Source organism: Pirellulaceae bacterium (assembly GCA_019636385.1).
GTDB lineage: Bacteria > Planctomycetota > Planctomycetia > Pirellulales > Pirellulaceae > Aureliella.
On the sequence record JAHBXT010000002.1, the window covers coordinates 1,362,038 to 1,384,153 of the forward strand.

24 protein-coding genes are annotated in these 22,116 nt (G+C 54.9%); 8 read left to right on the plus strand and 16 right to left on the minus strand.

Annotation, left to right across the window (positions count from 1 at the left end; translation table 11 throughout):
- Positions 1 to 10 precede the first annotated feature (10 nt).
- Positions 11 to 514 carry a hypothetical protein gene (locus KF752_10645; GenBank protein ID MBX3421999.1) on the plus strand — a complete coding sequence of 168 codons (504 nt, stop codon included), beginning with the start codon at positions 11 to 13 and terminating at the stop codon, positions 512 to 514.
- Between the two features lie 81 nt (positions 515 to 595).
- A complete protein-coding gene (locus KF752_10650) occupies positions 596 to 1,030 on the plus strand; it encodes a hypothetical protein (protein MBX3422000.1) in 435 nt (144 codons plus the stop codon).
- Here the strand turns inward: KF752_10650 and KF752_10655 are convergent.
- The 14 genes from KF752_10655 to KF752_10720 all read right to left on the minus strand — a co-directional run bounded on the left by KF752_10655 (position 991) and on the right by KF752_10720 (position 13,793).
- Positions 991 to 1,782: a hypothetical protein gene (locus KF752_10655; GenBank protein MBX3422001.1), complete on the minus strand. Its 792-nt coding sequence runs from the start codon at positions 1,780 to 1,782 to the stop codon at positions 991 to 993. The genes KF752_10650 and KF752_10655 overlap by 40 nt on opposite strands.
- Positions 1,782 to 4,985, minus strand: a complete 3,204-nt coding sequence (locus KF752_10660) for a phage tail tape measure protein (GenBank protein MBX3422002.1) — start codon at positions 4,983 to 4,985, stop codon at positions 1,782 to 1,784. Before KF752_10660 ends, KF752_10655 begins: the two co-directional genes overlap by 1 nt.
- A gap of 259 nt (positions 4,986 to 5,244) precedes the next feature.
- Entirely contained in the window at positions 5,245 to 5,745 is a 501-nt protein-coding gene (locus tag KF752_10665; protein ID MBX3422003.1) for a hypothetical protein, read from the minus strand.
- 51 nt (positions 5,746 to 5,796) lie between these two features.
- Positions 5,797 to 6,213 (minus strand): hypothetical protein, encoded by a 417-nt coding sequence (locus tag KF752_10670; protein ID MBX3422004.1) that lies wholly within the window; start codon positions 6,211 to 6,213, stop codon positions 5,797 to 5,799.
- Positions 6,214 to 6,239: 26 nt separating this feature from the next.
- Complete coding sequence (locus KF752_10675; protein ID MBX3422005.1) at positions 6,240 to 6,806, minus strand: hypothetical protein; 567 nt, start codon at positions 6,804 to 6,806, stop codon at positions 6,240 to 6,242.
- Positions 6,803 to 7,231 carry a hypothetical protein gene (locus tag KF752_10680; GenBank protein ID MBX3422006.1) on the minus strand — a complete coding sequence of 143 codons (429 nt, stop codon included), beginning with the start codon at positions 7,229 to 7,231 and terminating at the stop codon, positions 6,803 to 6,805. The genes KF752_10675 and KF752_10680 overlap by 4 nt, the downstream gene beginning before the upstream one ends.
- Entirely contained in the window at positions 7,228 to 7,611 is a 384-nt protein-coding gene (locus KF752_10685) for a hypothetical protein (protein ID MBX3422007.1), read from the minus strand. Before KF752_10685 ends, KF752_10680 begins: the two co-directional genes overlap by 4 nt.
- On the minus strand, positions 7,608 to 7,898 hold the full coding sequence (locus KF752_10690) for a hypothetical protein (GenBank protein ID MBX3422008.1): 291 nt from the start codon (positions 7,896 to 7,898) through the stop codon (positions 7,608 to 7,610). Before KF752_10690 ends, KF752_10685 begins: the two co-directional genes overlap by 4 nt.
- Positions 7,899 to 7,945: 47 nt before the next feature.
- Positions 7,946 to 8,965 (minus strand): hypothetical protein, encoded by a 1,020-nt coding sequence (locus KF752_10695; GenBank protein MBX3422009.1) that lies wholly within the window; start codon positions 8,963 to 8,965, stop codon positions 7,946 to 7,948.
- Between the two features lie 5 nt (positions 8,966 to 8,970).
- On the minus strand, positions 8,971 to 9,510 hold the full coding sequence (locus KF752_10700) for a hypothetical protein (GenBank protein MBX3422010.1): 540 nt from the start codon (positions 9,508 to 9,510) through the stop codon (positions 8,971 to 8,973).
- Between the two features lie 117 nt (positions 9,511 to 9,627).
- Entirely contained in the window at positions 9,628 to 9,957 is a 330-nt protein-coding gene (locus KF752_10705; GenBank protein ID MBX3422011.1) for a DUF2190 family protein, read from the minus strand.
- 76 nt (positions 9,958 to 10,033) lie between these two features.
- Entirely contained in the window at positions 10,034 to 12,073 is a 2,040-nt protein-coding gene (locus KF752_10710; protein ID MBX3422012.1) for a hypothetical protein, read from the minus strand.
- Positions 12,039 to 13,523 carry a phage portal protein gene (locus tag KF752_10715; GenBank protein MBX3422013.1) on the minus strand — a complete coding sequence of 495 codons (1,485 nt, stop codon included), beginning with the start codon at positions 13,521 to 13,523 and terminating at the stop codon, positions 12,039 to 12,041. Before KF752_10715 ends, KF752_10710 begins: the two co-directional genes overlap by 35 nt.
- 72 nt (positions 13,524 to 13,595) lie before the next feature.
- Complete coding sequence (locus KF752_10720) at positions 13,596 to 13,793, minus strand: hypothetical protein (GenBank protein MBX3422014.1); 198 nt, start codon at positions 13,791 to 13,793, stop codon at positions 13,596 to 13,598.
- 371 nt (positions 13,794 to 14,164) lie between these two features.
- Here KF752_10720 and KF752_10725 point away from each other — a divergent pair, with 371 nt between their 5' ends.
- Positions 14,165 to 16,417, plus strand: a complete 2,253-nt coding sequence (locus KF752_10725) for a dynamin family protein (protein MBX3422015.1) — start codon at positions 14,165 to 14,167, stop codon at positions 16,415 to 16,417.
- 26 nt (positions 16,418 to 16,443) lie between these two features.
- On the opposite strand, the gene KF752_10730 is transcribed toward KF752_10725, so the two are convergent.
- Together KF752_10730 and KF752_10735 are read right to left on the minus strand one after the other, a co-directional pair.
- Positions 16,444 to 18,711: a phage terminase large subunit family protein gene (locus KF752_10730; GenBank protein MBX3422016.1), complete on the minus strand. Its 2,268-nt coding sequence runs from the start codon at positions 18,709 to 18,711 to the stop codon at positions 16,444 to 16,446.
- A complete protein-coding gene (locus KF752_10735) occupies positions 18,701 to 18,907 on the minus strand; it encodes a hypothetical protein (GenBank protein MBX3422017.1) in 207 nt (68 codons plus the stop codon). Before KF752_10735 ends, KF752_10730 begins: the two co-directional genes overlap by 11 nt.
- Before the next feature lie 274 nt (positions 18,908 to 19,181).
- Between KF752_10735 and KF752_10740 the strand changes: the two genes are divergently transcribed.
- From KF752_10740 to KF752_10760, 5 genes are all read left to right on the plus strand, one after another.
- Positions 19,182 to 20,039 (plus strand): amidoligase family protein, encoded by an 858-nt coding sequence (locus KF752_10740; protein MBX3422018.1) that lies wholly within the window; start codon positions 19,182 to 19,184, stop codon positions 20,037 to 20,039.
- Between the two features lie 282 nt (positions 20,040 to 20,321).
- Positions 20,322 to 20,579, plus strand: coding sequence for a hypothetical protein (locus KF752_10745; GenBank protein ID MBX3422019.1), 258 nt, complete (start codon positions 20,322 to 20,324; stop codon positions 20,577 to 20,579).
- A gap of 291 nt (positions 20,580 to 20,870) precedes the next feature.
- Positions 20,871 to 21,146, plus strand: a complete 276-nt coding sequence (locus KF752_10750; GenBank protein ID MBX3422020.1) for a hypothetical protein — start codon at positions 20,871 to 20,873, stop codon at positions 21,144 to 21,146.
- Positions 21,147 to 21,254: 108 nt separating this feature from the next.
- Complete coding sequence (locus KF752_10755) at positions 21,255 to 21,527, plus strand: hypothetical protein (GenBank protein MBX3422021.1); 273 nt, start codon at positions 21,255 to 21,257, stop codon at positions 21,525 to 21,527.
- 144 nt (positions 21,528 to 21,671) lie between these two features.
- On the plus strand, positions 21,672 to 21,920 hold the full coding sequence (locus KF752_10760; GenBank protein MBX3422022.1) for a hypothetical protein: 249 nt from the start codon (positions 21,672 to 21,674) through the stop codon (positions 21,918 to 21,920).
- The last annotated feature ends 196 nt before the right edge of the window (positions 21,921 to 22,116 follow it).

The window sequence follows — 22,116 nt, forward strand, 5'->3', positions numbered from 1 at the left end:
TGGTGTCTTCATGAAAGTGGCAGACAATTTGTTGGCTTGTCAGAAGGGCATAGTCACAGACGTTGTAGACCGCGACCTTAACGCCGATCGGTGCCCAGACACCGTTGGCATACCGCAGTTCGCGAGCCATGCCCCAGCTCTTGGCCTTGAGACGCGAGACAGGTTTGCAGAGCAACGTTTGCTTGGGTGGGTCGATGATCCAGGAACGAATGCTATCGTAGGTGACGCTGAGATACTGCCCATCGTCATAGTTGGACACCGGGCCTCGAATGCGCTGGGCACTCGGGTTGCGAGCGATGATGCGAACGCCTTGTCCATTCGGTTTCAAGACCGGCTCAATGGTGCCAGCATCGTCGAGCTGAAAGAGGTCGCAGTTGGCGGACCCGGTCGCGAGACCAGAGCGACCAGGGATACCACCGCTGGGAACCTTCACCAGGAACGCAGGATCGGCCGGCTTACCAACGCGAACGACAGCCCACTGGACGCCGGTCTGATTCGCATCACGTCGCCATAGGATCTGGGCGGAGCCGTTGGGTTTTGACTGGAGTGTCGTACCTCCCGAGTCGGCGACATCAGCATATTGATGCCAGGTATCTTGAACATTCACACGAGCGGCAACCACTCCGGCGAATACCACGCGACCGACTTTGTCCTCGGCGATCGGCTCGATAGCTACACCGAATCGTCCCATATGCTCGTCGGCGACAGGTCGAACCGACTGGATCGTGGCATCGCGCACGAAGCGAGCGAGTGCTGTATTGTCGACGTCAGGATCGCCCAATGGGGCGTTAAAACCGACGATTCCACCGATGGGCACCGTGGTCGCACTTTGATAGTGAACGCGAACGGTGGTAGCGTCGCGAACGTGGGTGCGGTTTCCTGCGCCACCTGCGAGTCGGTCACGCGCAACGGCATCGGCGGCCGCGAGCAGACGGTTGTATTCCGCTGCCGTGATATTGAGTTTCTCGCCTGGCCGAACGCGTCTTGCCATTACTCGATCCCCAATGCGTTGAAATTCGCTTCGGGGTAAACCTGCTCGACGTAGGCCGCTTCAGGAACTTGCAAGACTCGATCGCCAACCACCTCTTCGCCGTGCTTGACCCAGAGGTAGTCCCAGCCTCGCTTCGCCACGCCAGAGATGTTGCCAACAGTAAGGTTGATTTCATTAGGACGCGCCGCGAAGTGATAAGTCACATCAACCCAGTTCTGTTCGTCCTCGCCGCCCTCGCCACCCAGGAACAAGGCCTCGCCTGGCGCAAAGATCGACCACGGACTTGAATTGACGCGGCCGGTCATCGCGACCATAGCGAGCAGATAAGCTGTCGAGACGAATTCAAACTTCTTGCGGACAGAGAACTCGAACGCCGGGACGGTCACGTCGACGCCGGCAACGCCCGAGTCGCTCACGCCAATTGCACCGCGATAGTTCGGAGCGATCTTGCCAGGGGCCGCGTAGATTCCACGAGTGAAGAGGGATTGATTAAGGTGAGTCGATGCGCCAGTGGTATTGAACGAGACCGGATCAAGCTTGGTTCGATTGATTGACGCCGTGACGAGTGCGTGCTTCTCGTTGATGTACTCGCCATCGATCTGTAGATAGGGGATCAGGTCTCGCTGGGTGGCTCGATAGTGGGCCAACGCCGCACTCGCAGCGACTGCCGGATCGACTGAGCCACCATTGGTGGCCACATAGACGAACGTATCCGAGGTCGTCTTGCCACGCGTTGCCTTCTTGGACAGCGCAGCGAGTTCAAAATCATATCCACCGTGTGAGAATCCCATTAGCTGAACACGAAGCCTCCCGTGCGGGCGCGTTCGGCCAGCTGAGCGGTGTTCTCAGCGGTTTGAATGATGGCTCGCTTCACATCATCCGACAAGCCTTCGCCAGTAACTGGGGGCATCTGCAGCCGCGCGACACTTTGCGATAGAGCTGCGTCGAACTCCTCGAGTCGAACTCGCACGGCAGCAAAGGAAGCAATGAGAGATTCCAGGTTGAGCGATGGCTCGGTTTCCTCAGGAAACAGCGCGTCGGCCAACTCGTCGAGTTCTTCGTCCGACATGTCTTGAGACTGCGTTATTGGCGTCTCTTTTGTCGGAACAAGGACTTCGGGCACCTCCATGTTTTCGGGCTCGGCGTCTAGCTGCGGATCGACATCAAGATCGCCGGCATCGGCATCTTCATCAACGTCGGGTTTGTCAGCGACCTGCAAATTTGGAATCAGCGATGCGCCGCTACCAAGTCCCAGGCCGCGACTATCGAAGTTGCCAGCCGCCTCGGTCTTCTCTGTCGCCGTTTCTGGGCCACTGGAGAACTGATCTAGCGAATCCTTGGCCGAGCGATCGAGCCCAAGCTTGAGGTCCTTCTTCTTGGGCGGTTTCAGTTTGGGATCTTTGATACCATCGACTTCGACCTTGGGAACCTTCACATCGCCGGGTACTGGTGGCGCGGGCATGGGAGGAATCGGAGTGCCGGCGTCTGGTTCTTTGGCAGCTTCAGGCTCTTGCGGTTTTGCAGCATTGGCTGCTTCCACGGCAGCATCGAACTCCGCTTGAGCGGCGGCTACCTGCTGGTCACGTTCTTTAGCGCGATCCTCGGGCGATTGGCGACCAGCTTCGCGGGCAACGCGAGCCTCCTCACGCATTTGATCGAGAGTCTTTTGAACCCCTGCGGTGGTGTCGTCGATGGTCTGTTGCCGCGACTGTCCGGCCGCCTCGTTCTGTTTGAACTGATCATCTCGCGATGCATCGACGACCTGGTTCTTGGCTTCGGTTTCTTGATCGATGACCGCCATCTCAGCATCAATGTCGCGACCTGCGCGTGCCTTGCGACGTTCTTCAAGTTGCTGCTTGATGCCTTCCTGCATCTGTACGCGATTAGCTTCGATCTGCTGTTTACGAGCGTCGCGCCGCTTCATACGATCGGCGATGGCTTGCTGCTTCTTATTTTCTTCAGCTTCGTCCGCTGTGCGGATCTCCTTGTCGATCTTGGCCATTTCGACTTCGACATTCACATCGTCATCGAACAGTGACTTCAGTTTGATCCAGGCCTTGCGCAGAAAGCCAACGGTCGAGTTCCACATCGACTTAACTTGAGCAACGAACACCGACCAGGTGTCGGCGAGATAGTCGATGGTTTCGACCCAGGCGGTCTCAACGCCTGCCAGAGCATTGATGAGCACGCCACCGATCTGAACAGAAACGTCGCCAGCAACATCTACGAGCTCTCGCAGTCGAATGAATCCCTTTTTTAGGAAGCCAATCGTTGAGTTCCAGCCCTTCTGCACCGAGGTCGTAAGGATCGTCCAGCCATCGGCCATGAAACTGAGCGTCGCGTTCCATACGCTAGCAAGACCGGAAAGTGCACTGATCAATACATCGCCGATGGCATAAGCCGTATCGCCCCAAACATCGGAGAGATAATTGGTGAAGTCAGCCCACACGCCTTTGAGATAGGTCGTGCCTTTGATCCACTGCAGCTTGAGATAGGTCCACAGAACGTTGGCTGCTGCGGTGATATCGCCGGCAGCCAGTGCATTGGCGATCGCACCAAAGGCCTTGATCGTATCAGCCTTCAGCGTCTCGAAAATTCCTTTCAAATACTCGATCGCTTCGCCAGCAATGCCGGACGAGTAGATGAAGTAGGCACCCAGCGCGGCGACCGCAGCGACCACTAAGCCAAGAGGCGTGAACAGAGCGCCAATCATGGTCACAAGGACTCCAATTGCGGTTCCCACTAGCGAGAACATCGAAGCTAGTCCACCGACGGCGAACGCAGCCACTGCAGCAGCACTACCAATGCCGATGAAGGCTCCGCCGACAGCGACGACACCGGCAACTATGAGTGCGACCTTCTTGACCACTTCCTGGTTCTTACCGATCCATTCAATCAGACCGGAAAGAGCCCGTGAGATCGCGTTCATCATTTTGGTGACCGAGAGGTCGAGCGATTCGCCGATCGCAATGGCCACGCCTTCGATGGAGCTCTTTAAGATTCGAAACGCGCCACCGATTCCCGCATCCATATCGCGGGCGGTCTTGTCGGCGATACCATTTGACTTCTTCAGGTCGGCAAGCAGTTTCTTGGTATCAGTAACCGTCTTTCCAATCGCCGACGCACTGGTGATGCCCATCAAACCGAAGACTTCGTTAAAGGCTTGGGCGCGATCACCGCTTCCCATGTTTGCCGATGCAGCGACAACTTCGCCAAGAATGTCTACCAGGTCTCTCGCGTTTCCTTGCGCGTCCTTAGTCGCGACTCCGAACACCTTTTGAAATTTCTCGGATTCTGCTGCGCCGAGCGTAAGCAATCGGCGTAATGCGGTACCCGCTTCGCTACCTTGAATGCCGAGGTTTCCGAGCGTTCCAAGAATAGCCAGTGTTTCTTCGAGGCTCATGTTGGCATCAGCTGCCACGGGACCTGCATACTGCAACGCTTCCCCAAGGGACTCGACCGAATTGAAAGACATATTGGCCGCTGCGGTCAATCGATCTGAGACTCGCACAGCATCGGTTGCTTCCAAGCTGAATTGACGAATAGTGGCTGACATGATCCCAGAGCTAACGGTTGCATCTGTCCCAGTGGCTCTGGCGAGATTCATGACCGCGCCCGTCATCTCTTCAATCTGCTTGGGAGAGAAACCAGCTCGACCGAGCTCGGTCATCAGAGAAGCGACCTCGCTGGCCGAGAAGCTGGTTGTGGCTCCCAGGTGCTTGGCTTTGTTACGCAGCGATTCCAATGTCGCGCCGGTTGCATTGGCAGCTGCGCCAGCGGCCCGGATCGCATCATCGAAACTGGTATAAACTGCCAGGCTGGCTCCCACAGGTGCTGCCGCCGCGACACCAAGGCCAGTGAGCTTGGTGCCGACCAGTCGCGTGGACGCACCGAACGATTTGAGCCGCTTTTGCGCAGCTTCAAGTCCCTTAAGGAATTGGGCGCTCCTTGCGGTCAGCTCGACGTAGGCTCCTCCGGCTCTGACTTGGGACATAATGAGGCTTGAGACTTGAGGGGTGAGACTTGAGTGTTTCTCGTGTAAGCTGCTCCCAACATGGTTGCCGCTTGTTCAACGGTTCCTTTAGCAACGATCGATTTCTGCTCTGCGTAGGGATTGAAGTCGTCGGGCTTGAATGGCTTGCGACGTCTCTTACGATCACGGTTCATCTCGGCCATCAACGCCATAATGGTGCTCGCGACATTCCAATCGTGTTGGCGTTTGGCCTCGGCCATCAGCACAAGTTGGCGAAGCGTTAAGGGGCCTGGATCGACTCCGACGATGCCGGCAAGCCGGACGATGAGTCGTTCAATGTCGGCACAGCGAGCTTGCGTTCGAGATCTTCTACGAGCTTGTCGACCAAGTTCGGGTCGTCCAGTCGCTTCTCGATCGCACTGATCCCCCGAGTCTCGATCAGCTTCTGTTTCTCGGCCGCCTTCCGCAGAAGACGGCGTCGGGACTCCGGGAAGTAATTGATCAGCGCTTCGAGGAGTGCACCGGTTGCATCGTCGATCGAGTTACCAGCTAGACCTTCACCAAAGGCTTCGTCGGTGATCTGCTGCTGGTCCGCTTGCGGTTTACAGATCGCAAACAGAACATCGCCCAACAGCAACGGATCGGTCGAGAGTCGCGTGATCAAATCACCATCGATTGCTTCAAGAAGATGTACTCCGGTGAGAGTCTTCACGCGGCGCAGCGTCGTGTTATCGATATCCACAATCCAAATGCGACCGGCGCGGTCAACGAACTTCTGCATGATGCCTTCCTGAGTGTTATGAATCCTCTAAACCAACAGCAACGCCAGCGATCAAGGACCAGCTAAGCCAGGTCCCACATTCATGCCACCACCGGAACTCGACTGCGTTGGCTTGAGAGTCACATCAGCGGAGATGACCTCTTCCAAGTTCTGGTTGACATTGAAGGTCATCACTTCGCAGGTCAGTGTGAGCGTGCCACCAGCGTCGCTGATGCCGACATCACAAGGATCACCACTGCTCCACAAGCCCTGAAGCAAGCCGAAAGCGCTATCGCCATCCTTGTTCAGCACTGTGAACTCGATGGACGCATCCTTCAGCGTTCCGACCGTTGCGCGCCAGCCGTTGTTGGCCCGAGTGCTGGCGTCGGCTTCGGCCTTTTCAAGGCTGACGGTTAGATCCTTGACATTGGTGATCTCGACGCCGTCGACGGTGAGGACGGCTTCGAGACCAAGTCTTACTTCTGGCATCGTGAATGATTCCTTATGGCGAACGTTTACTTAACTGAGTTGGCCCAAAACATGGGGAGCCGACTCCGGTTGGCATCCAGTGCCGGCTTCATGAAGGGGCGCTTGGGGTAATGACGAGGTTTGTTGTCACTGCGGCGTTCGTTTTCTTCAGCGATCAAGCGAGTGGCTCGATTGGCTTGTGCTGCGGTTCGCAATTCGATCCGCGCAAACTTCGTCTTGCTTCCGTGCTGCTTGATTCGGATCGGACCATGCTCGCCAACTCGAAAGCGATGTGGCTTCAGCTTGCGACGTTTGGTTGCCACGCCTCCGAATTCATGCAGGTTCCAAAGGCGGCCTGCGATCTCATTCACAGGCCCGATGATGACTTCGGTCTTGTTATTGGTTACTTCGTAGCGAATTACTCGCCTGAGCATGCCAGTCTGGGTATTCGGTGGGCTTCCAGGCTTGGATGGGTTTTTACGCTTACGAATGCTCCGACTTGCAGTTTTACGGATGGCACCGCCGGCCTCGCTGATCGATGTAAAGGTGGCAGTTTCCACCTTCTTCTTCAGCTTTCGCTTATCGAATTGAGTTCGAACGGTGAGCCTGATCATCGCGCCAGTTCAAAGGTTAAGGTCAACAAGCTTGTAAACTGACGCAGTTGCTCCCAGTGTTCGCTGGAGTACAGCACGGCATGTTCGGCCTTGATGCATCGAGCCGCTTGAAATGACACGAGCCGCTTCAAGCGAAACTCGTCGGCGATCTTTTCCACAAGGTCCACCAGCGGGTCGATCTCCTCATTGGTTCCCTTCGAAAACTTCTTCTGCACAGCAACATCCACACGGCAGTGGTATCGATTGTGTGCTCGGTCATGTGGAAGCAACTCGACATCGCGAGGTACCACGCTGACGCGGAGTTCCTTCATGTCTTCGAGGTCGAAGTTGGGAACATACAAACGCTCGGCCACGAACTCGAAATCGAACTCGGCGGCATTGAGCTGGGCGGTGACGCTGTCGGCAACTTGTAGAACGGTCGTCATGAGGGATGGGATTCGATCTGTTTGGTGTGAATGCGGAGTTTCAAGCGGAATGGGTCGCTGTAGCGCCAAGGTGGATCGCCACCAAGGGCCATCACTTCAAAGATGAAGGCATGGTTGCCATCGTTTTCGACGATCGTGTCACCGCGGCGCGGCAGCGTTCCGATGATCGACTGGAGCAGAGATTGCGTGTCGATCAGGAAGTCGCGGACCTGGCTGCGAGTGACAATGCCCTCGCCATCGTCCTGGTCGTACAGCGACTTGCCAATCGTGGCTTGGAGCGTGGCTCCCAGCTCTCCTCGGCGATACACGACCTGGCGAGACGCGTGCTGGGTAAGTTTGGAGGCAAGCCACTCCTGGCCCTTTTGAAGCATGTTGGTCATGACTCGGCTTTTGCCTTCGTGTTGCCCAGCAGCTTCGAAGCCTTCGTTCGAACTTCATCGAGCCAAACCGCATTGGCGCGTCGTTGGTATTCGGAAGCAACCGCATGGGCCTCTTCGTCAAGCTGCTGCTGACGAAGCGTTGTTTGACGAACGGGCGGGGCTGGTTCTGGAGTTAAGAAAGCAACGGGCGACGCTTGCTTGAGTTGCTCGGGTTCCCGTTTCTTCACAGGAAGTAGAGCAATTGCCAGCAGGACGACAACCACAATGATGGCGATGGTTAGTAACATGTTTGCTTAGAACCTCACTAGGAAGATGGATTGGGTTAGCGCAACGCTCAGCTAATGCCGCGCTTGATCAGAATGAACACGAGCAGCACGGCTGCGATTGCGATGAGCGCGACCGTGGCGATCTCGCCGGCTGACAGCCAAAGCAGTGCGTTGCGAGTGTCCTGCGTACCTTCAAATAGATCGCGGACTCGATCTAGCGGCCGACGATCCTCGGAGGGTGGCGTTGGGCAATAGCCATCGGGACAATCCTCGGCCGACAGATACAGCGTCGGCGTGATCGCATTGTCCCAGGAATAACCCTTGGTTTTCACTGCTCCAGTTTTCTGTGCCTCTTTGGCTTGCTTGTAGAGCGTGAAACCATGGCGAAGGTCTGCGTATAGCTCCTCAGGCGTACTCGGGATCATCGACCGACCAGCGGCGTGGATGTGCCCGCCAGTTGCATCTTGGAAGAGCACCACGGGGAACTGTTCCGCAGGCACAATGTCGGCGTAGCGAGTCTTGTAGAGTGCATTGGTTGCCGTGTAGACCTGGAATTCACAAGTTTCCGTTAGCGCTGCTAGTTCCTTGTTCTGCGTGAACCACGCTTGAAGTCGCTGACTGGTCGCATCGGTGTTAACGAACAGGGCGATCTGGTAACTCTTCTTAGGTGGAGGCGGAGCCGGGTTGGAGACTGGTGTTACAACCAGCGGCTCTTGCGTAGGCAGCGGTGGTAAAGGAGGAGCTAGAGTTGGTGTGAGTATGCTAGGTTGCTGCGCGATGGGAGGCTGCACAACTACTGGCGCTGGATAGAGGCGATGTGGCAGGCAGTAAGGCGGGAAACTGCGGATCTGTTGCTTGATCTCTCCCTGTGCCTGCAAGTTCACCGACTGTGGCTCTGGCAATTTTTCAATTGTGCCAACAGTGGGTGATATCGGACGGTTACTAGGCAGCCTCCAGCTATGTTCGGGCTGCGGTTGCGATGGCTTGTTATGCAAAGCAGTGAAGACCACACCCAAGAGAATTGCGTGGACAATTGCCACCACGATCAGCCCCAGACTTAAGCGAATTCGAATCGTATCGTTGATCATGGTGATTACAGAACCTCATAACTAGGGTAAGGCAGTGAACTGCTGGGATCGTTGAGAACGGTCAGGGCAAAGCCTCCGTAGCCTGCCCATAAGCGGATGAACTGTTCACGAGGTGTCAATTCGAAACGCCCCGGGTAGTTGTTGTCGAGGATCGCTGCGTATTGCTGTCCATCACGCTCGATCCAGCCGACGAACGTGCAGCAGTGCGCGGGCTTCCACCAGAGGATCGCTCCACGCCTGGTTGCACTGGCCCAATCCAGGAAGCGTGGGTCGGCCTTGAGCGTATAGCTGTAGTCGATGCCGGCAGCATCCAAGCGATCGCGGAGACGAGAATCCCACTCGCCGTCGGCATAAGTCGTTCGCCAGCGTTCACCAAGTTCAAACTTGTTCAGCCAACGCAGGTGGTTCACAAGCGAGGCGTGAACGCAGCTCCCCTGACCAAGTGATCCCGTCCAATTGCGCTGATGCAATTGCACCGGCAGGTTTGCTGGCGGTTGCTCCGGTTCCGGCTTGGGTAGTAAGCGAACTTGTGTGGGCGCAGGCATACATCCGCAGCAGCCAAGGTATAGGCCGATCAGCAGGGCCAAGTGGTGGGTATTCAACGTGTGCTTCTCCTGCGCTTGTTACAACAATTTCATCTGAGGCTGAATTGCTGAGCTGTGCTACTGGCTTAGGCGAACACGCACCGTAGCGCTGTTCACACCGGCGGCAGCCACTGCTTTACCCAGCAACTTGTTGCCGGTGGCCGTAGTCACAGCCTGATCGTTTCCGGCATCCCAGTAGAGCTTTGCGCCGGCGGCGATAGGTGCAGTTGGCTCTTTGGCGATATCAAAGACACCCTCGACCGAGATCGCCCCCAACTGACCGGCCTTGATATCCCGTTTAGTGATGCCCACTAAGTCTCCTTGCACTACAACGGAACCCGCTGACAGGTCGGCGTTGGGTGTGTAGTCGATTGCCTCACCCTGCTGAACAAATTGTGCGAACGACATGCTTGTTTACCTTCTTGAATGATTACTCGAATGTGAAGACCAGAAATGAATCGGCTGCACTATGTAGCCGATTCGCTTAAGCCTCTCCCTTGCTCTTCACGACGGCTCGATGGTCTTGCTCACGCACCCCTACATCCAAATAGCTGCGGAAAGAGATGCCCAGCTTGTTGGGCGGCGTTTCAACCTGCTCAACCACGGGTGTACGCCGACCATAGAGAAAGACGATTTCAAAGGCCGCTAGAACCTTAGGGTTCGCAAACAGATACCAGGCCTTGGGGCTAGCACCGACGTAATACGGATCGCTCAAATGAGGAGCCGAGATCACGCGATAGCGATTGCGATGCGGGTTGTCCACAGGGATCTTGGTGGGCTGGCCTGATGCATCGATCATCAGTTGAGCCGAGCCCATCAAGAGTTCAGCATCAGTCTCCAGTTCCACCGGTACAACCAACAACTCGGGACGAATGTTGATCGGTTTATGGTCTTTGGGTTTGTTACCTGGACCAGCCTTTTGTTTGCGGAAAGTAGTTTTAGCAACCGTAAGCGAAGGCGCTCCGAAAGTCGTCTCCAGCCCCGAAAGGAGATTTCCATTGTTGGCAGAGAAGAATCCGTTCGGATTGCTGAGCAACAGCGTGAAGAACAACTCATCAACGAGTTGTGCACCGCTGCGTCCCAATTCCTCAGGGATACTCATGAACGCTTGCAGATCATCATTGATGATGTCGTTGCGAGTCAGCGACAGGATCTGACCGTAAGTATCGGCCTTGTTGGCATACTTCTGCTCAGACAGAACGCCATGCTTGAGTTCGCCATCGGGGGCGACTTTCTCAAAGCTCCCTGTCCCGAGTAAACGATAGCGCGAGATCTCTTTGAAATCGTTCACAGTGCCGATGCGACAGAGGTCGAATGCTGCGATAGGAGTGCCTTCGTAGGCTGCAAGCAACGTCTTGTTCATGACGTTTTCCAGAATGCCTGGAAGCGACATTGTGGAGAAACCAGCTCGAATGGTCTCTTTCCCATCACCGAACAGTCGCGGAACATAGTGCCCTTCCAGTCGAGCACATTCTGCAACCAGCTCACATAGGCCAATTCTGCCCAACTTTGCTGCTGTATTGAGCGTCCGCTCGCCATAAGCTTTGAGCAGCTTTTGCTCGTCCATGTTGAGGGTCAAGCAGCAAGCCGCTTCGAGAACCTCGCGGCGATAGGTGGGTTCACCCGCCTGTTGGTCGGGGGCCTTGGGGCGTTCGATTCGTAGCACTGCCAACTCCGTTTGGGTAACACTCCAGCCTTGTTCAATGGCGCGAGCTTCGATCTCTGGATGCTTGCCAGCACACACTTTGCGAATGCCGGCGATACGTTTGGATTCAGCAGCGGCTTCGATACGCATCTTGGAAACGACTCCACTCGTGACAGGGCGCTTGGGCTTGCTGCCCATATCCAGGCTTGCATTCACCGGGTCGAGCTCCGAATCATCGAACTCGGTGCTGTCGTTGTCCGACTCTTCGTTGTCGATCTCCTCGTCATCGCCAGCTTGGCCAGCCGCGATGCGAGCCTCGGTGTCATCGTCGGCACCAAGGGCCACGAACGAGACTTCACCCAGCGTTGACTTGCGAGCGATGTACACAGGACCTTTGAACTCGCGACTGTTGGCGGACGCAGTCTTGCCTTCAGGAATGAAAACAACCTTGTCCGCGTTCGCACCGAGCGATGCTTGCCAAGGAAAGCCGTTCTCGCTGGTGGCGATCACTTCCTGCGCGGTATTGCCCACACCTGAGATCACGCCAGCAACTTCGAGCCGAGAATCGCCGACCATGATGTCGTCGGTGTGACCAACGATACTGGCGCGATCGTGGTCCTTGAGAATGGGGCGAGACTTGCGAGTAACTCGCATGCCCGCTAAGTCAACGACTACGGGATATGGCCAGCCACCAAGACGCATCGCGCCACCGGTGTAAGCGACCATCGAGAACTTTCGCAGCGCCGGCTTGCCTTCTTCGGCAGCCTCAGCGGCCTGTAAATTGATCGAACTGGCATCGTCACAAACGATTCGCAGAGAGCTTGGTACCGACTCGGCGTCTACCTCACTCTGCTTGTTCGACTGCAATGTCTTCGTCATCCGTTACATCTCCTGGAGAAAGTGAAGTTGAATCGGTCGAGAGTCCGAGCTCACGCATGAGCGAGATCTCTTTCGCGCGTTGTTTAAGTTCCGCCTCCCAATCACGCCCCTGCCTCGCGTATTCATGGGCTAGAGTTGTCGTATGATTGGCGAGGCGGATTTTCTGGGCATTGGCTTCTTTGGCTGGGTCGACATGCTCATGTCCGTCCCAGAACCATTGATGCTCGAACGACGAGTCGAGAGTGCGAAGCGAGTTAGGCAGATAGCCTTCGATGAGAATCGCCTCGCGCAGCCATGCGTACAGAATGCGATCCAGAATGGTGCGAGCCATTTGGGACTGCTCGACACGGATCGACTTGAAGTAGGTTTGGTGATCGAGTCGCCCGGAGGCATAGTTGTAGCCCGACGAATTACCGGCAGCGACATTGAACGGCATGTTCAAACAACGTGCGATTTCGTTGAGAATCTCACGCTTGAACTCGGCGTATGTGGTTGCCGGTTGCTCAGCGTGCATCTGAGCCATCTTCCAACCGCCTGGCATCGTTAGGAGCGCTCGCTTCTCCAGTTCGATCGGCTCGAACGGTTCAGCCGCATCGGCTTCGCCACCTGCCGGCGCATCGGTGTAAAGAATCCCTGCGAAGTCAGCCGCCGTTTCCGCAGCCGCCAAAACAGCCAAAGTGAATCGTCGCAGCTGCGCGAAGAGTGGAAGCGCCGGCGTGATGTCGGGAATACCACGGATCTGGCCAGGCCGATCGCTGCGGAAAAAATGTAGGACGGAATTGGCATCGATAGTGTCGTAATTCTCAGTCAACGAGAACGCGTCATCACCTGGATGCTCTCGAAGTACGTCATACGAAATTGGGTTTCCGTGCTCATCGAAGCGAATGCCATCGAGGTAACGATAACTGTCGAGAGCCAAGATGGGTGACGTGATCTGTTCAGCTTCGACCAGCTTCAAATCGAGTTGAACCGGTGATTCGATTCTTGGGTTACTAGTTAACAAGCCAAACGATTCACCATCCGACACGCGGGCCAGCCGCATCGTGCGCAGCTTCTCTGCCAAGCCAATTGCATCGGCCCAAGCAAAGAACTCTTGCTCAACAAATCGGTTTGCGAATGCGTCAGCGGTTAGCATCTGCAATCGAGGTCCAGTGCCAACACAGTCGTTGGCTAGAGTCAGCGAGATGCCGCGAGCATAAGAGTTGTTGGCGATCTCGTATCGCGAACGGTTGCGTAGCGTGCGGCGCACTTCGGGGCTATTGGCCGCACTGGCCGATAGTCCGTCAGCCGCCGCCCAGTGGCGAACGTTGTCGACCGTGGTGGTCGCAGCGTCGTAGCGCCCCAGCAATCTCACCAACGACCAGGGGTGTCGGGCCGAGCGTCCACGGACGAGCGACCGATCTTTGCGATCGCCGTTCCTGCTCAGAATCCCTGACAACAACTTAAACATCCGTGAATCAATCCCTTCTGTTAAACCCGACACCCCTGCCTATAGAATCAAGCTTGATTCGTTGCGAACCGATTAGTCTGCACCCGGTGGCACGAGCTTGTTGAAACGAAGACCACGCTTCGGTTGAGAGGCGGCCGCCTTGGATGCCAGATACTTGTCAGCAGCAATCTGCTCGGTGAGCTTGTGCTGCTCGACGCTGCCGGCATCTCCCGATGCCTTAGCGGGTGCCTTGGCACTTTCGCGAATAGTCTCTTGCAAGTTGTCTGACATCTGGAAACCCTCTTCGAGTGAAAAAGAAACTCGATTGCCTCTTCCAGTACTAACTATGCAATTTGTCCGAACGACGTCCCAAAATCAGTCTCCACCCAGGCCATTTCCAGGTTTTTCATCAAGGCAATTTTCCTGTCGCCGGGAAGTCGTAACCCCAGCAATCATCGCTATTTAGCTCGTTTTCTCGCGATCCAAAGGGCGATGGTATTTGCGAGATATGGTAAATTTCCTAAATTTTGCTGTCGTCCTGTTCGGGATCAGCCAGAGGAGGAGTAAGCCTCTGGTTCAAATGACCGCAACTAGAGCCTATAATCACCCCCCATGTTGATTAAACCGACTTAACCCAACAAAGCCATATCGCCGGGGCATCAATGAAGCCAGCCGAATACCAAGCCGCAAGAGAAGCATTACTCAAAAGAATCAATCGCCTTCGCGAGATCAGAGATGAGCTTAATGCCAGAGATCCGGTGTTTGTCAATTCACTACCGATCGACGTGCGCCAAAAGCTTGTGCTATTGGACCGTGAAGCTTCCAGGCTTCGAAATCCCGATCTTACAATTGCATTTGTGGGTGGGTTTAGCGCAGGTAAGTCTTCTCTGGTGAATGCTTTCCTCGGACGATACTTGCTACCAGAGTCAACCAAGGTCACGACGGCTGTACCAACATTCGTAAGATCTACTACCGATGACGAGTGCGCGGAACTCCACTACCTAAACGAAGCTGAAGTCACGCAACTGGATGATATGTACCGCAGGGAAATCTCTAAATTGTACGGCCAGCCTGATTTAGCTCAGTTGCCGTTCCAAAACATGATTCAGTCTGTCAAGCCATTAGCGAATGAGGGACGCGGAAAACGCCTTATCGAGCAGTTTGAAACGTTTCACACGGAGCGAGCCAAACGTCGAGTTGAACCACGTGGGCAAATAGTAAAGACTAGTATTGGTAAAGTACAAGAAATCATTAGAAATGAAACAGAGGCTATGTTTTTAGACAGAGTCGTTCTGTTTGTGCAGGGAACTCAGGTACCGGAAGATGTTGTGGTAGTCGATCTGCCCGGGGTCAGCGTACCAAACCCGCGTCACCGCGAGATAACGTTTAGGTTTGTAAAGGAGGACGCCCATGCGGTGGTCTTTGTACTCATGTCAACTCGACTTTTCGATAAAGACGAAGTCGAGATTATGGAACTTTTTCGCGCGGGCGAAAGTAAAGTAGCCGAAAAAACATTTTGGGCACTAAATCGATGGGATTCGCTTTCGAGTCAGCAGCAGCGACAGACTATAGCGGATTTTGAAGCAAAGATGCAAGAATTTGCCATACCAATCGGCTATCAAGCATTTAGAACAAATGCCTTACATGGATTGCTCTCGCAACTTGGGATTAAAGGGGAGTCAATAGATGACCTAGCTCTACAGAACCATGTTAAAGATTATGAAGATGCCTTACAGGTTCGTTACTCTGACTCGCACGCAACTGCGTTTCAAGAGAGCCAGATTCCACATCTGCAAGAACAGGTTGTCCAATTCCTAAATGGACGGCTTCGGCAGACAACGCTCAGAGCAGCGCAAGAGAATTCTAGAGCAAATTTCGGCGAGCCGCTCCCACACCATCTTCGCAGAGCAAAGGAGGCTGATGATTCGTTGATTACAGGAAATCTTAAAAGAGAGGAGAAGGAGGTTACGCACCAGAGAGTTGATCTGAGATTTCAAGAACGCGCGACGGGTATCCAAGAAAAGCTTCGAGAACTCAGAAATGAGGTGGCAGTACAGAAAGGTGCGATCTTAGTTGCGAAAACCAAGGAGCTGGTGGACGAACTAAAGTCTAAACTCGAGACAGGTCCCGAGACAGATGCGTACCAAATTTACAAAGAGATTATCTCGGAGCGGGAACTGCGAAAGTATCCCTACCACTTTGAAATCGAGATGCGAATTGTTGATAACCTTAACACTTTGTTAAAACGCAACTTTCGGGCAATCGTGCGTCAGCAAGTTGAATCCTTTTTTGAGGAACTTACACAGCGTGTTCAGTCTGCAATTGAGGGAATCCGCGAGGACGTCAATTACAACGCGGAAGTAACAACCCCATTCGACGAAATAATTCAGCACGAGTCAGGCTTATTCTGCGAGCGCGTAGATGGCCAGGTGATGGGTAGAGTCACGGATCTGGATGCTTTGCTCCTTTTCAAGCCCAAGAGTTTCTGGGGTTTAATGGGTGGGAACGAGATCCTCGACGGCCTTGAACACGCTGCTCGAATGGGAACTCAGAATCTGCAGAACGCAGGGCAAGCAATTCAGGAAGCAGACTTCGCTGGAAAAACTGCTCAGATTCGTCAAACATTGACTTCGCACTACTTAGCAAAGGTTAGAGAGTATCACGAACAACTGTCTCACCAAGTATTTCCAATCGTGATTAACAATATGCAGGAGATTGAGAAACGGATACTTAAGACGATGGAAACCAAATACCGTCCCGCGTTAGAAATTGTTCTGTCAAAGGAGGCAGAGGGAGAGTTCGCGCACAAGCGAACATCCGTTGAAGAGAGATCTCGACGTTTCAGAAGTTTTATAGAGGACATCGAAACAGTAATGAATGAGATGACCCAAATCGTGGCTGGAAATGTTCCATAGAAATGTTGGTTATGTATAAAACCCCGTCAAGATTTTTTCAATTTTTGCATTTCTCGAAAACTTCGTCTCTGTTGGTTTTCGATTCGATTTTCGTTAGAACCAAATAATGCGACGCCGCTTATCGAAGCCGCAACGGCGGAACCGACGAGGCAGTCGAACCAGTGGTTGTCCGGCTGCTCGGGTCGCTGCTTCCACTCGTCGACGCTTCGGCCACGGGCTTCCGTCTTGACGAAGTACTCCGAGGTCAAATGCTCGGCGAGCATGCGATGCGTTTCGGCGTTCGTACCAAAGAGCGAGAGGCAGCCGCGATCGCCCATCGAAACACGCAGCCGAGCGTTGATAAACGACTTCCACCAGTTGGTATCGTAGACCACGTGGCGGATGGCCCGCTTACCGGCGACGTTGGGGATACGCCAGTTGAGCCCTACGCGATCACCTGGCCGGCGTCGGTACTCGCTGAATGGCAAACTCGAAGCGCCGACGAAGCGACCGTGGCTGGGAATGATCACAGAGGAGTGCGTGGCCTGACGGCAGAACTGGTAGACCACATCTGTCGATTGCCCCCAGTTAGCGTCGATCAGACAGCGTCCAATGCGCATCGCAGCGCCGTCGTCTCGCTGCCACTCGCGTTCGAGCAGTTTCGATGTCAGCGATTCGAGGCCAGCGTAGATCGATCCTTCTAGTCCGGTTCCAGTCGCTTCGGAACTCAGCGTCTGGCGAGCCTCGCGCAGCGTGAAGTACGGACGCTGTTGGTCAGGGTAGCAACCATAGTCGATCACATAACCGGTGAAGTCGTCCTCCCAAGCGGTGACCACATAGAACAGGAGCTTTTGCTGGACGTCGATGAATGCGGTGAGATGGTTCGCACCGATCGAGACCAAGCCGCGATCCATTCGGTTGGTTTTGCTCGCGACCTCTTCTGGTTTGAGCATTCCGTCAACAACAGTCTCCGCTGGCAGAGGTTGGTTCTGGTACTCAGCAAAGAACGCTGCTTCGTCTTGCAACTTGAGATTCATAGCATGTTGAATAGCCGAGAGCTCGTCGTAGTTGAACCGCTCCTGCCATGCAATAACAGCCCCCTCATCCATCGCGGCTTGGTTTTGCCGATAGAACTCGGTGGCCGCTTCACCACCATCACCGCCACGCATCCCTTCGGCGCGGATCTCGGCATAGCGTTCCCATAACAATTCATTCTTGGGAAACGCATAGACCATCTTGGTGCGTTCGCCATTCCACTCCGGGTGTCGATTTCTATCGAGGATATTGTCGGCCATGTCACCTGGGCGAATAACCGTGCAGGGCATGATGCCAGAGATCTTCTTGCCAGGACCAGCTAGGCCAAGCACTGCGCCGGCGAGGATACTTTCGCGATTCGCGCATTGCGAAAGCGAACGAGCACTCTCATCCGTTTGCGGGTCATCGAGCACCACGAGACTCGGACGCACTGTTCTACCGTCAGGACGCTTGAACTTCATACCTCGGATGCGACCAGTAAGGCCGGCGACCTTGATAATCGCTCCGCTGGCGCTGCTGCCTTCGATCGTTGGCAGTACGACTTCTTTTGCGGTCCATCCGATCTGCGTACGTTTGCCTTTGTAGAGCTGCCCGTTGGCGCGATTCGAGATGCCATCGAGAGCTTGAATCGGGAAGCAGACCTCGGGGAAGTCGGCTAAGAGCAGTTCGTTGCTATCGAGTTCGGTTTTGATTGAGTCGAGCATATCGCACGCATGCCCTTCATCGCTGCCGATCAAACATACGAAGTTGCGATGACCATAAAGCACCGCCCAGATACACGCGACTTCGGCGATCGAACTCTTGCCGCTACCACGCGCCATCGCTAGCGCAAACAAACCGCCATGCACAACCGCTTGCTCGATCTTCTCAATCACCTTGATGTGGTCCGGCGACCAAGCGAGATGGAACGTTAGTGGAAAGTAGGTCTCACAGAAGTATCGGAAGTCTCGCGACGCGCGATCTTTGCGATCTGCGTTATCGACCTCCGGCAGTTCACCAATGTCACGACCTGCAAGTGCGAGCGCTGCGTTACGCGCACGCGCTCGTTCTTTCATCGCATCGTACGGATCGACACCGCTCGTCGTACGAGGCGTATGACGTACGAGATGCATCCATGCGCAATAGCGAAGCAGATCAACTGTCTTGTTGTCACCAATTCGTGCGCCGGCGCGTTGACGGTGCCGATACAACTGCCGCTCGCTGATCACCTCGCCTAGCGGCGTCGAGTTCAGCAGTCGGCATAGCTCGCTGGGTTTTAGTTTCCTCGGATCACTCGCCACGTCCCATCTCCTTTGCTTGCCACGCGCTGTACTGCACGAGGTTGATCGTGCCATCCGCGTTCACCGGCGCACCGCTTTGTATGTCGAGGCGGATCTTATCTGGATCGATCCGCTCTCGGTATGCGGCCGCAAGTAGCTTCGCCGCTTGTTCGACCGGAAGCCTCGTCGGATCGACCTGGCCCGTTCCTTCACTCATCGCATTCCTCCGTGACTTGGTATCTCGAAACGTGGGGCCACCGTTTGCGCACCGTCGCGTTTTGGCCGCATGTTCGCCTGGTTATGCGGAGCATGTTTGGACGCGACGGTGGCGTAATGTTGGGGCACCGGTGGCCTCTCAAAAAACATGGAAATTACTGGGAAAAACATGCAAGACTTCGCTTGAGGTTCCTCGAAACGCATGGCTCATGTGTGTCATCGCGACGCAGAAAACGTGACGCAAAACACATCTCGAACCACACAGGAACGCAACGATGAACGCAAACGAAATCGCCTTCGGAATCGAATTCGAAACCACCCTCCCCGGCACCGACAACACACCGATCGGACCCTACCACAACGGATACCAAGTACCCTGGCTGCCAACTGGATGGAAAGCAGAACGCGACGGCAGCATCCGACCCGAGAACGCCAGCCGCAAAGGATGCGAGTTTGTAAGCCCAATACTCAAAGGGGTTGAAGGCGTAAAGCAGATCGAGAACGCGATCGACCAGATCAACGCTCGCGGAGGCCGAGTAAATTCCAGCTGCGGCCTGCACATAACGGTTAGCTGGAACGGAGACGCAGCCGCCTTGGCAAGATTGATTTCCTTGGTCGGCAACCATGAACGAGCGATCTACGCCTCGACCGGAACCCGAAAACGCGAACAGATGATGTACGCCAAGCGGATCAAACAATACGGCAACAAAGACAACGCCAAGAGCCGATGCGAATCGGATCGCTACCACCTGCTGAACTTGACCCACCTGACCCGCGGCAAGAACCGAATCGAATTCCGGGCCTTCGGCGGAACGCTCAATAAGACCAAGGTGGTCGGATACCTGATGATGGTTTTGGGCTTGGTCGAACTCGCCCTCAATACCAAACGCTGCAGCGAATGGGACTACATCAAGAAGGAAGGCACCAAGAGCTGCTGGGATCGCCCCGGAGCCGGCCAGGGTGAAACCGAAATCAACCGATTGTTCTACCGACTCGGATGGACCAAAGGTTGGTACAAGGGAGCCCTCCGCGACAAGGTCTACGGAGAGATCGCCAGCGAAACCAAACCGGAATGGAAAAAGATCAAAACCAAACTCCTCGAGCTCGCCCGCAAATACGACCGCGCGGCCTAATCGCAAACCACGCGAAGCGCCGGGAGAACCAACCCGGCGTTTTTGCGTTTTGTGGCCCACCGTTTCGCCAATGTGGCGTTGACTTGAGTAGTTCAAAGATTGTGGGCCAGCATTCTTGTCGTCGCCACATATCGCGTTTTGTGCGACATGTTTCAGTTGAAAGAATTCTGCGAATTCCACGCTTAATTCTCGCATGCTCGGCTTGAGCTTTCGCCAACCGCATGGCTCATGTGTGTCATCGCGTAAACCATTCAAACCTTTTTCCGAAACGGAGACACAAACATGTCCAACGCAAACAACCCACACGCAGCGACCGACGCAACCCTTCGCCAGATCTTCAAGGCGATGGACGCCCACCAAGCCCAAGAGATCCGCGAAGCCTACTACAAGGCAATCGAGGGTTTGATGACTTTGGCAGAAACCCTCGAGGTCGCCGACGCACAACAAACACCCAGCGCCGGCCCGCTTCTTACCGAACATTTCAACGCGGTCCAAGCACTGGACGCGATGAAGAACAGCCGCCTCGGAAAGATCCTCTAAACCACAGACCAGCGGAATGCCACGGACGCCGCGAACGGAAGCGCGGCGTTCTTCCGCTTGGTCGCGACACTCGCCCACAGTCGCGTTCTTGTGAACACCTTCGACCAAGTACCCAACACTCAAAACATCGCAACATGGGCCAACGTCGGGGCCCGTAAGGCCTCCCGAGCAAGATGGAAGAACATGGGAAAAAGCTGCTGGAATCGGCTTGCTGCCGGTAGAACCGCATGGCTCATGTGTGTCATCGCCCAGCAACCAACCGCTTTCACCATGCAATAGGAGAACAAACCGATGTCCCGAACCAACGCCAGACCCGTTGCTATCAGAACCGCCTTTAAGCAAATGCCTCGCGCCACCGCGCTGGATCTCTGCGAGGACTACCGTGAATTGGTCACGAGGTTGAGGCGACTGGCTGACAACCTGGCCGGCGCATTCGTAATAGCGACCGGAGATTCCGCTCGAGCCCTCGAAGCAGAGCTCCGCATGTTTGAGAAAGCAATCGACGTCCTTTCCGGCAGCATGTTGCCCGACGCGATCGACGAATATTTGCCTTCCAAAGAATGCTGAGAAAACCTGCTGAAAACATTGCAAGGACGGCTTGAGGTTATCCGAACCGCATGGCTCATGTGTGTTATCGCATAACCAATTTTCATTCACCCATACGGAGAAACAAACATGAATCTCGACACCCTGATCGAAATCCTCAACGACTACCGCGAAGAGTTCGGAGGCGACGCCGAAGTGCGGCTGATGACCCAGCAGAACTGGCCCTTCGAGAACCGAATCTGCGGCGTGACCAGCGGTCGCGACATGAACGATGCGTCCGACGATGAGGATGAAGACGACGACGCCAAAGACGTTGCCGACGACAACACCGTCTACATTGTCGAGGGCGGGCAAATCTGCTACGGCAGCAAGCGGGCCTGGGAAACATGTCGCGATAGCTGATCGCAACACGCCGATGCGCCGGGGGAAAGGTTTTGGAAAACCTTCAGAATCTTTTCCCCTTCGGCTTGATGCGGTTTGAACCGCATGGCTCATGTGTGTCATCACATACGACATTTCAAACAAAAACAAACGGAGATCACCACGATGCCAACTTTGACCAACCGAACACGCCTTACTTCGGCCCAGTTCCTCGGCGCACACCGACGAGCGCTGGAGACGATCAGCGACCTGTACGCAGCGGTCGAAGAGATGCCGATCCTCGCCGCTTCCGACCCATCGACCATGAAACAGTTCTTCGACGAACTGGCTGATGTGCAAGCCACAGCCGCAAAGCTCGCCCAACATTTCCGCACGCAAGTATGCACCGAAGAAAAGAATTCGAATTCCTTTTGAATCCGGCTTGATGCGGTTCAAACCGCATGGCTCATGTGTGTTAACGCGAAAACGATTCACCAACCGAACAACGGAGACCAGCAGATGACCCAACACGACCTCGACCTGACGATCACCAAGATCAGCAATCGCAACCGCGGTGCTGGCGGGTCTTGGGTTCAAGGCAAGATCAACGACGAATACCGCTTCGATGCTG

Excerpts from the sequence above, each read along its gene's own strand:
- KF752_10665 (MBX3422003.1), bottom strand. The coding sequence starts at position 5,745 with ATGCAGAAGTTCGTTGACCGCGCCGGTCGCATTTGGATTGTGGATATC.
- KF752_10725 (MBX3422015.1), top strand. The coding sequence starts at position 14,165 with ATGAAGCCAGCCGAATACCAAGCCGCAAGAGAAGCATTACTCAAAAGA.
- KF752_10680 (MBX3422006.1), bottom strand. The coding sequence starts at position 7,231 with ATGACGACCGTTCTACAAGTTGCCGACAGCGTCACCGCCCAGCTCAAT.
- KF752_10695 (MBX3422009.1), bottom strand. The coding sequence starts at position 8,965 with ATGATCAACGATACGATTCGAATTCGCTTAAGTCTGGGGCTGATCGTG.
- KF752_10760 (MBX3422022.1), top strand. The coding sequence starts at position 21,672 with ATGCCAACTTTGACCAACCGAACACGCCTTACTTCGGCCCAGTTCCTC.
- KF752_10700 (MBX3422010.1), bottom strand. The coding sequence starts at position 9,510 with ATGCCTGCGCCCACACAAGTTCGCTTACTACCCAAGCCGGAACCGGAG.
- KF752_10705 (MBX3422011.1), bottom strand. The coding sequence starts at position 9,957 with ATGTCGTTCGCACAATTTGTTCAGCAGGGTGAGGCAATCGACTACACA.
- KF752_10655 (MBX3422001.1), bottom strand. The coding sequence starts at position 1,782 with ATGGGATTCTCACACGGTGGATATGATTTTGAACTCGCTGCGCTGTCC.
- KF752_10690 (MBX3422008.1), bottom strand. The coding sequence starts at position 7,898 with ATGTTACTAACCATCGCCATCATTGTGGTTGTCGTCCTGCTGGCAATT.
- KF752_10755 (MBX3422021.1), top strand. The coding sequence starts at position 21,255 with ATGAATCTCGACACCCTGATCGAAATCCTCAACGACTACCGCGAAGAG.
- KF752_10715 (MBX3422013.1), bottom strand. The coding sequence starts at position 13,523 with ATGTTTAAGTTGTTGTCAGGGATTCTGAGCAGGAACGGCGATCGCAAA.
- KF752_10735 (MBX3422017.1), bottom strand. The coding sequence starts at position 18,907 with ATGAGTGAAGGAACGGGCCAGGTCGATCCGACGAGGCTTCCGGTCGAA.
- KF752_10750 (MBX3422020.1), top strand. The coding sequence starts at position 20,871 with ATGTCCCGAACCAACGCCAGACCCGTTGCTATCAGAACCGCCTTTAAG.
- KF752_10745 (MBX3422019.1), top strand. The coding sequence starts at position 20,322 with ATGTCCAACGCAAACAACCCACACGCAGCGACCGACGCAACCCTTCGC.
- KF752_10710 (MBX3422012.1), bottom strand. The coding sequence starts at position 12,073 with ATGACGAAGACATTGCAGTCGAACAAGCAGAGTGAGGTAGACGCCGAG.
- KF752_10675 (MBX3422005.1), bottom strand. The coding sequence starts at position 6,806 with ATGATCAGGCTCACCGTTCGAACTCAATTCGATAAGCGAAAGCTGAAG.
- KF752_10660 (MBX3422002.1), bottom strand. The coding sequence starts at position 4,985 with ATGTCCCAAGTCAGAGCCGGAGGAGCCTACGTCGAGCTGACCGCAAGG.
- KF752_10720 (MBX3422014.1), bottom strand. The coding sequence starts at position 13,793 with ATGTCAGACAACTTGCAAGAGACTATTCGCGAAAGTGCCAAGGCACCC.
- KF752_10670 (MBX3422004.1), bottom strand. The coding sequence starts at position 6,213 with ATGCCAGAAGTAAGACTTGGTCTCGAAGCCGTCCTCACCGTCGACGGC.
- KF752_10645 (MBX3421999.1), top strand. The coding sequence starts at position 11 with ATGAAAGTGGCAGACAATTTGTTGGCTTGTCAGAAGGGCATAGTCACA.
- KF752_10685 (MBX3422007.1), bottom strand. The coding sequence starts at position 7,611 with ATGACCAACATGCTTCAAAAGGGCCAGGAGTGGCTTGCCTCCAAACTT.
- KF752_10740 (MBX3422018.1), top strand. The coding sequence starts at position 19,182 with ATGAACGCAAACGAAATCGCCTTCGGAATCGAATTCGAAACCACCCTC.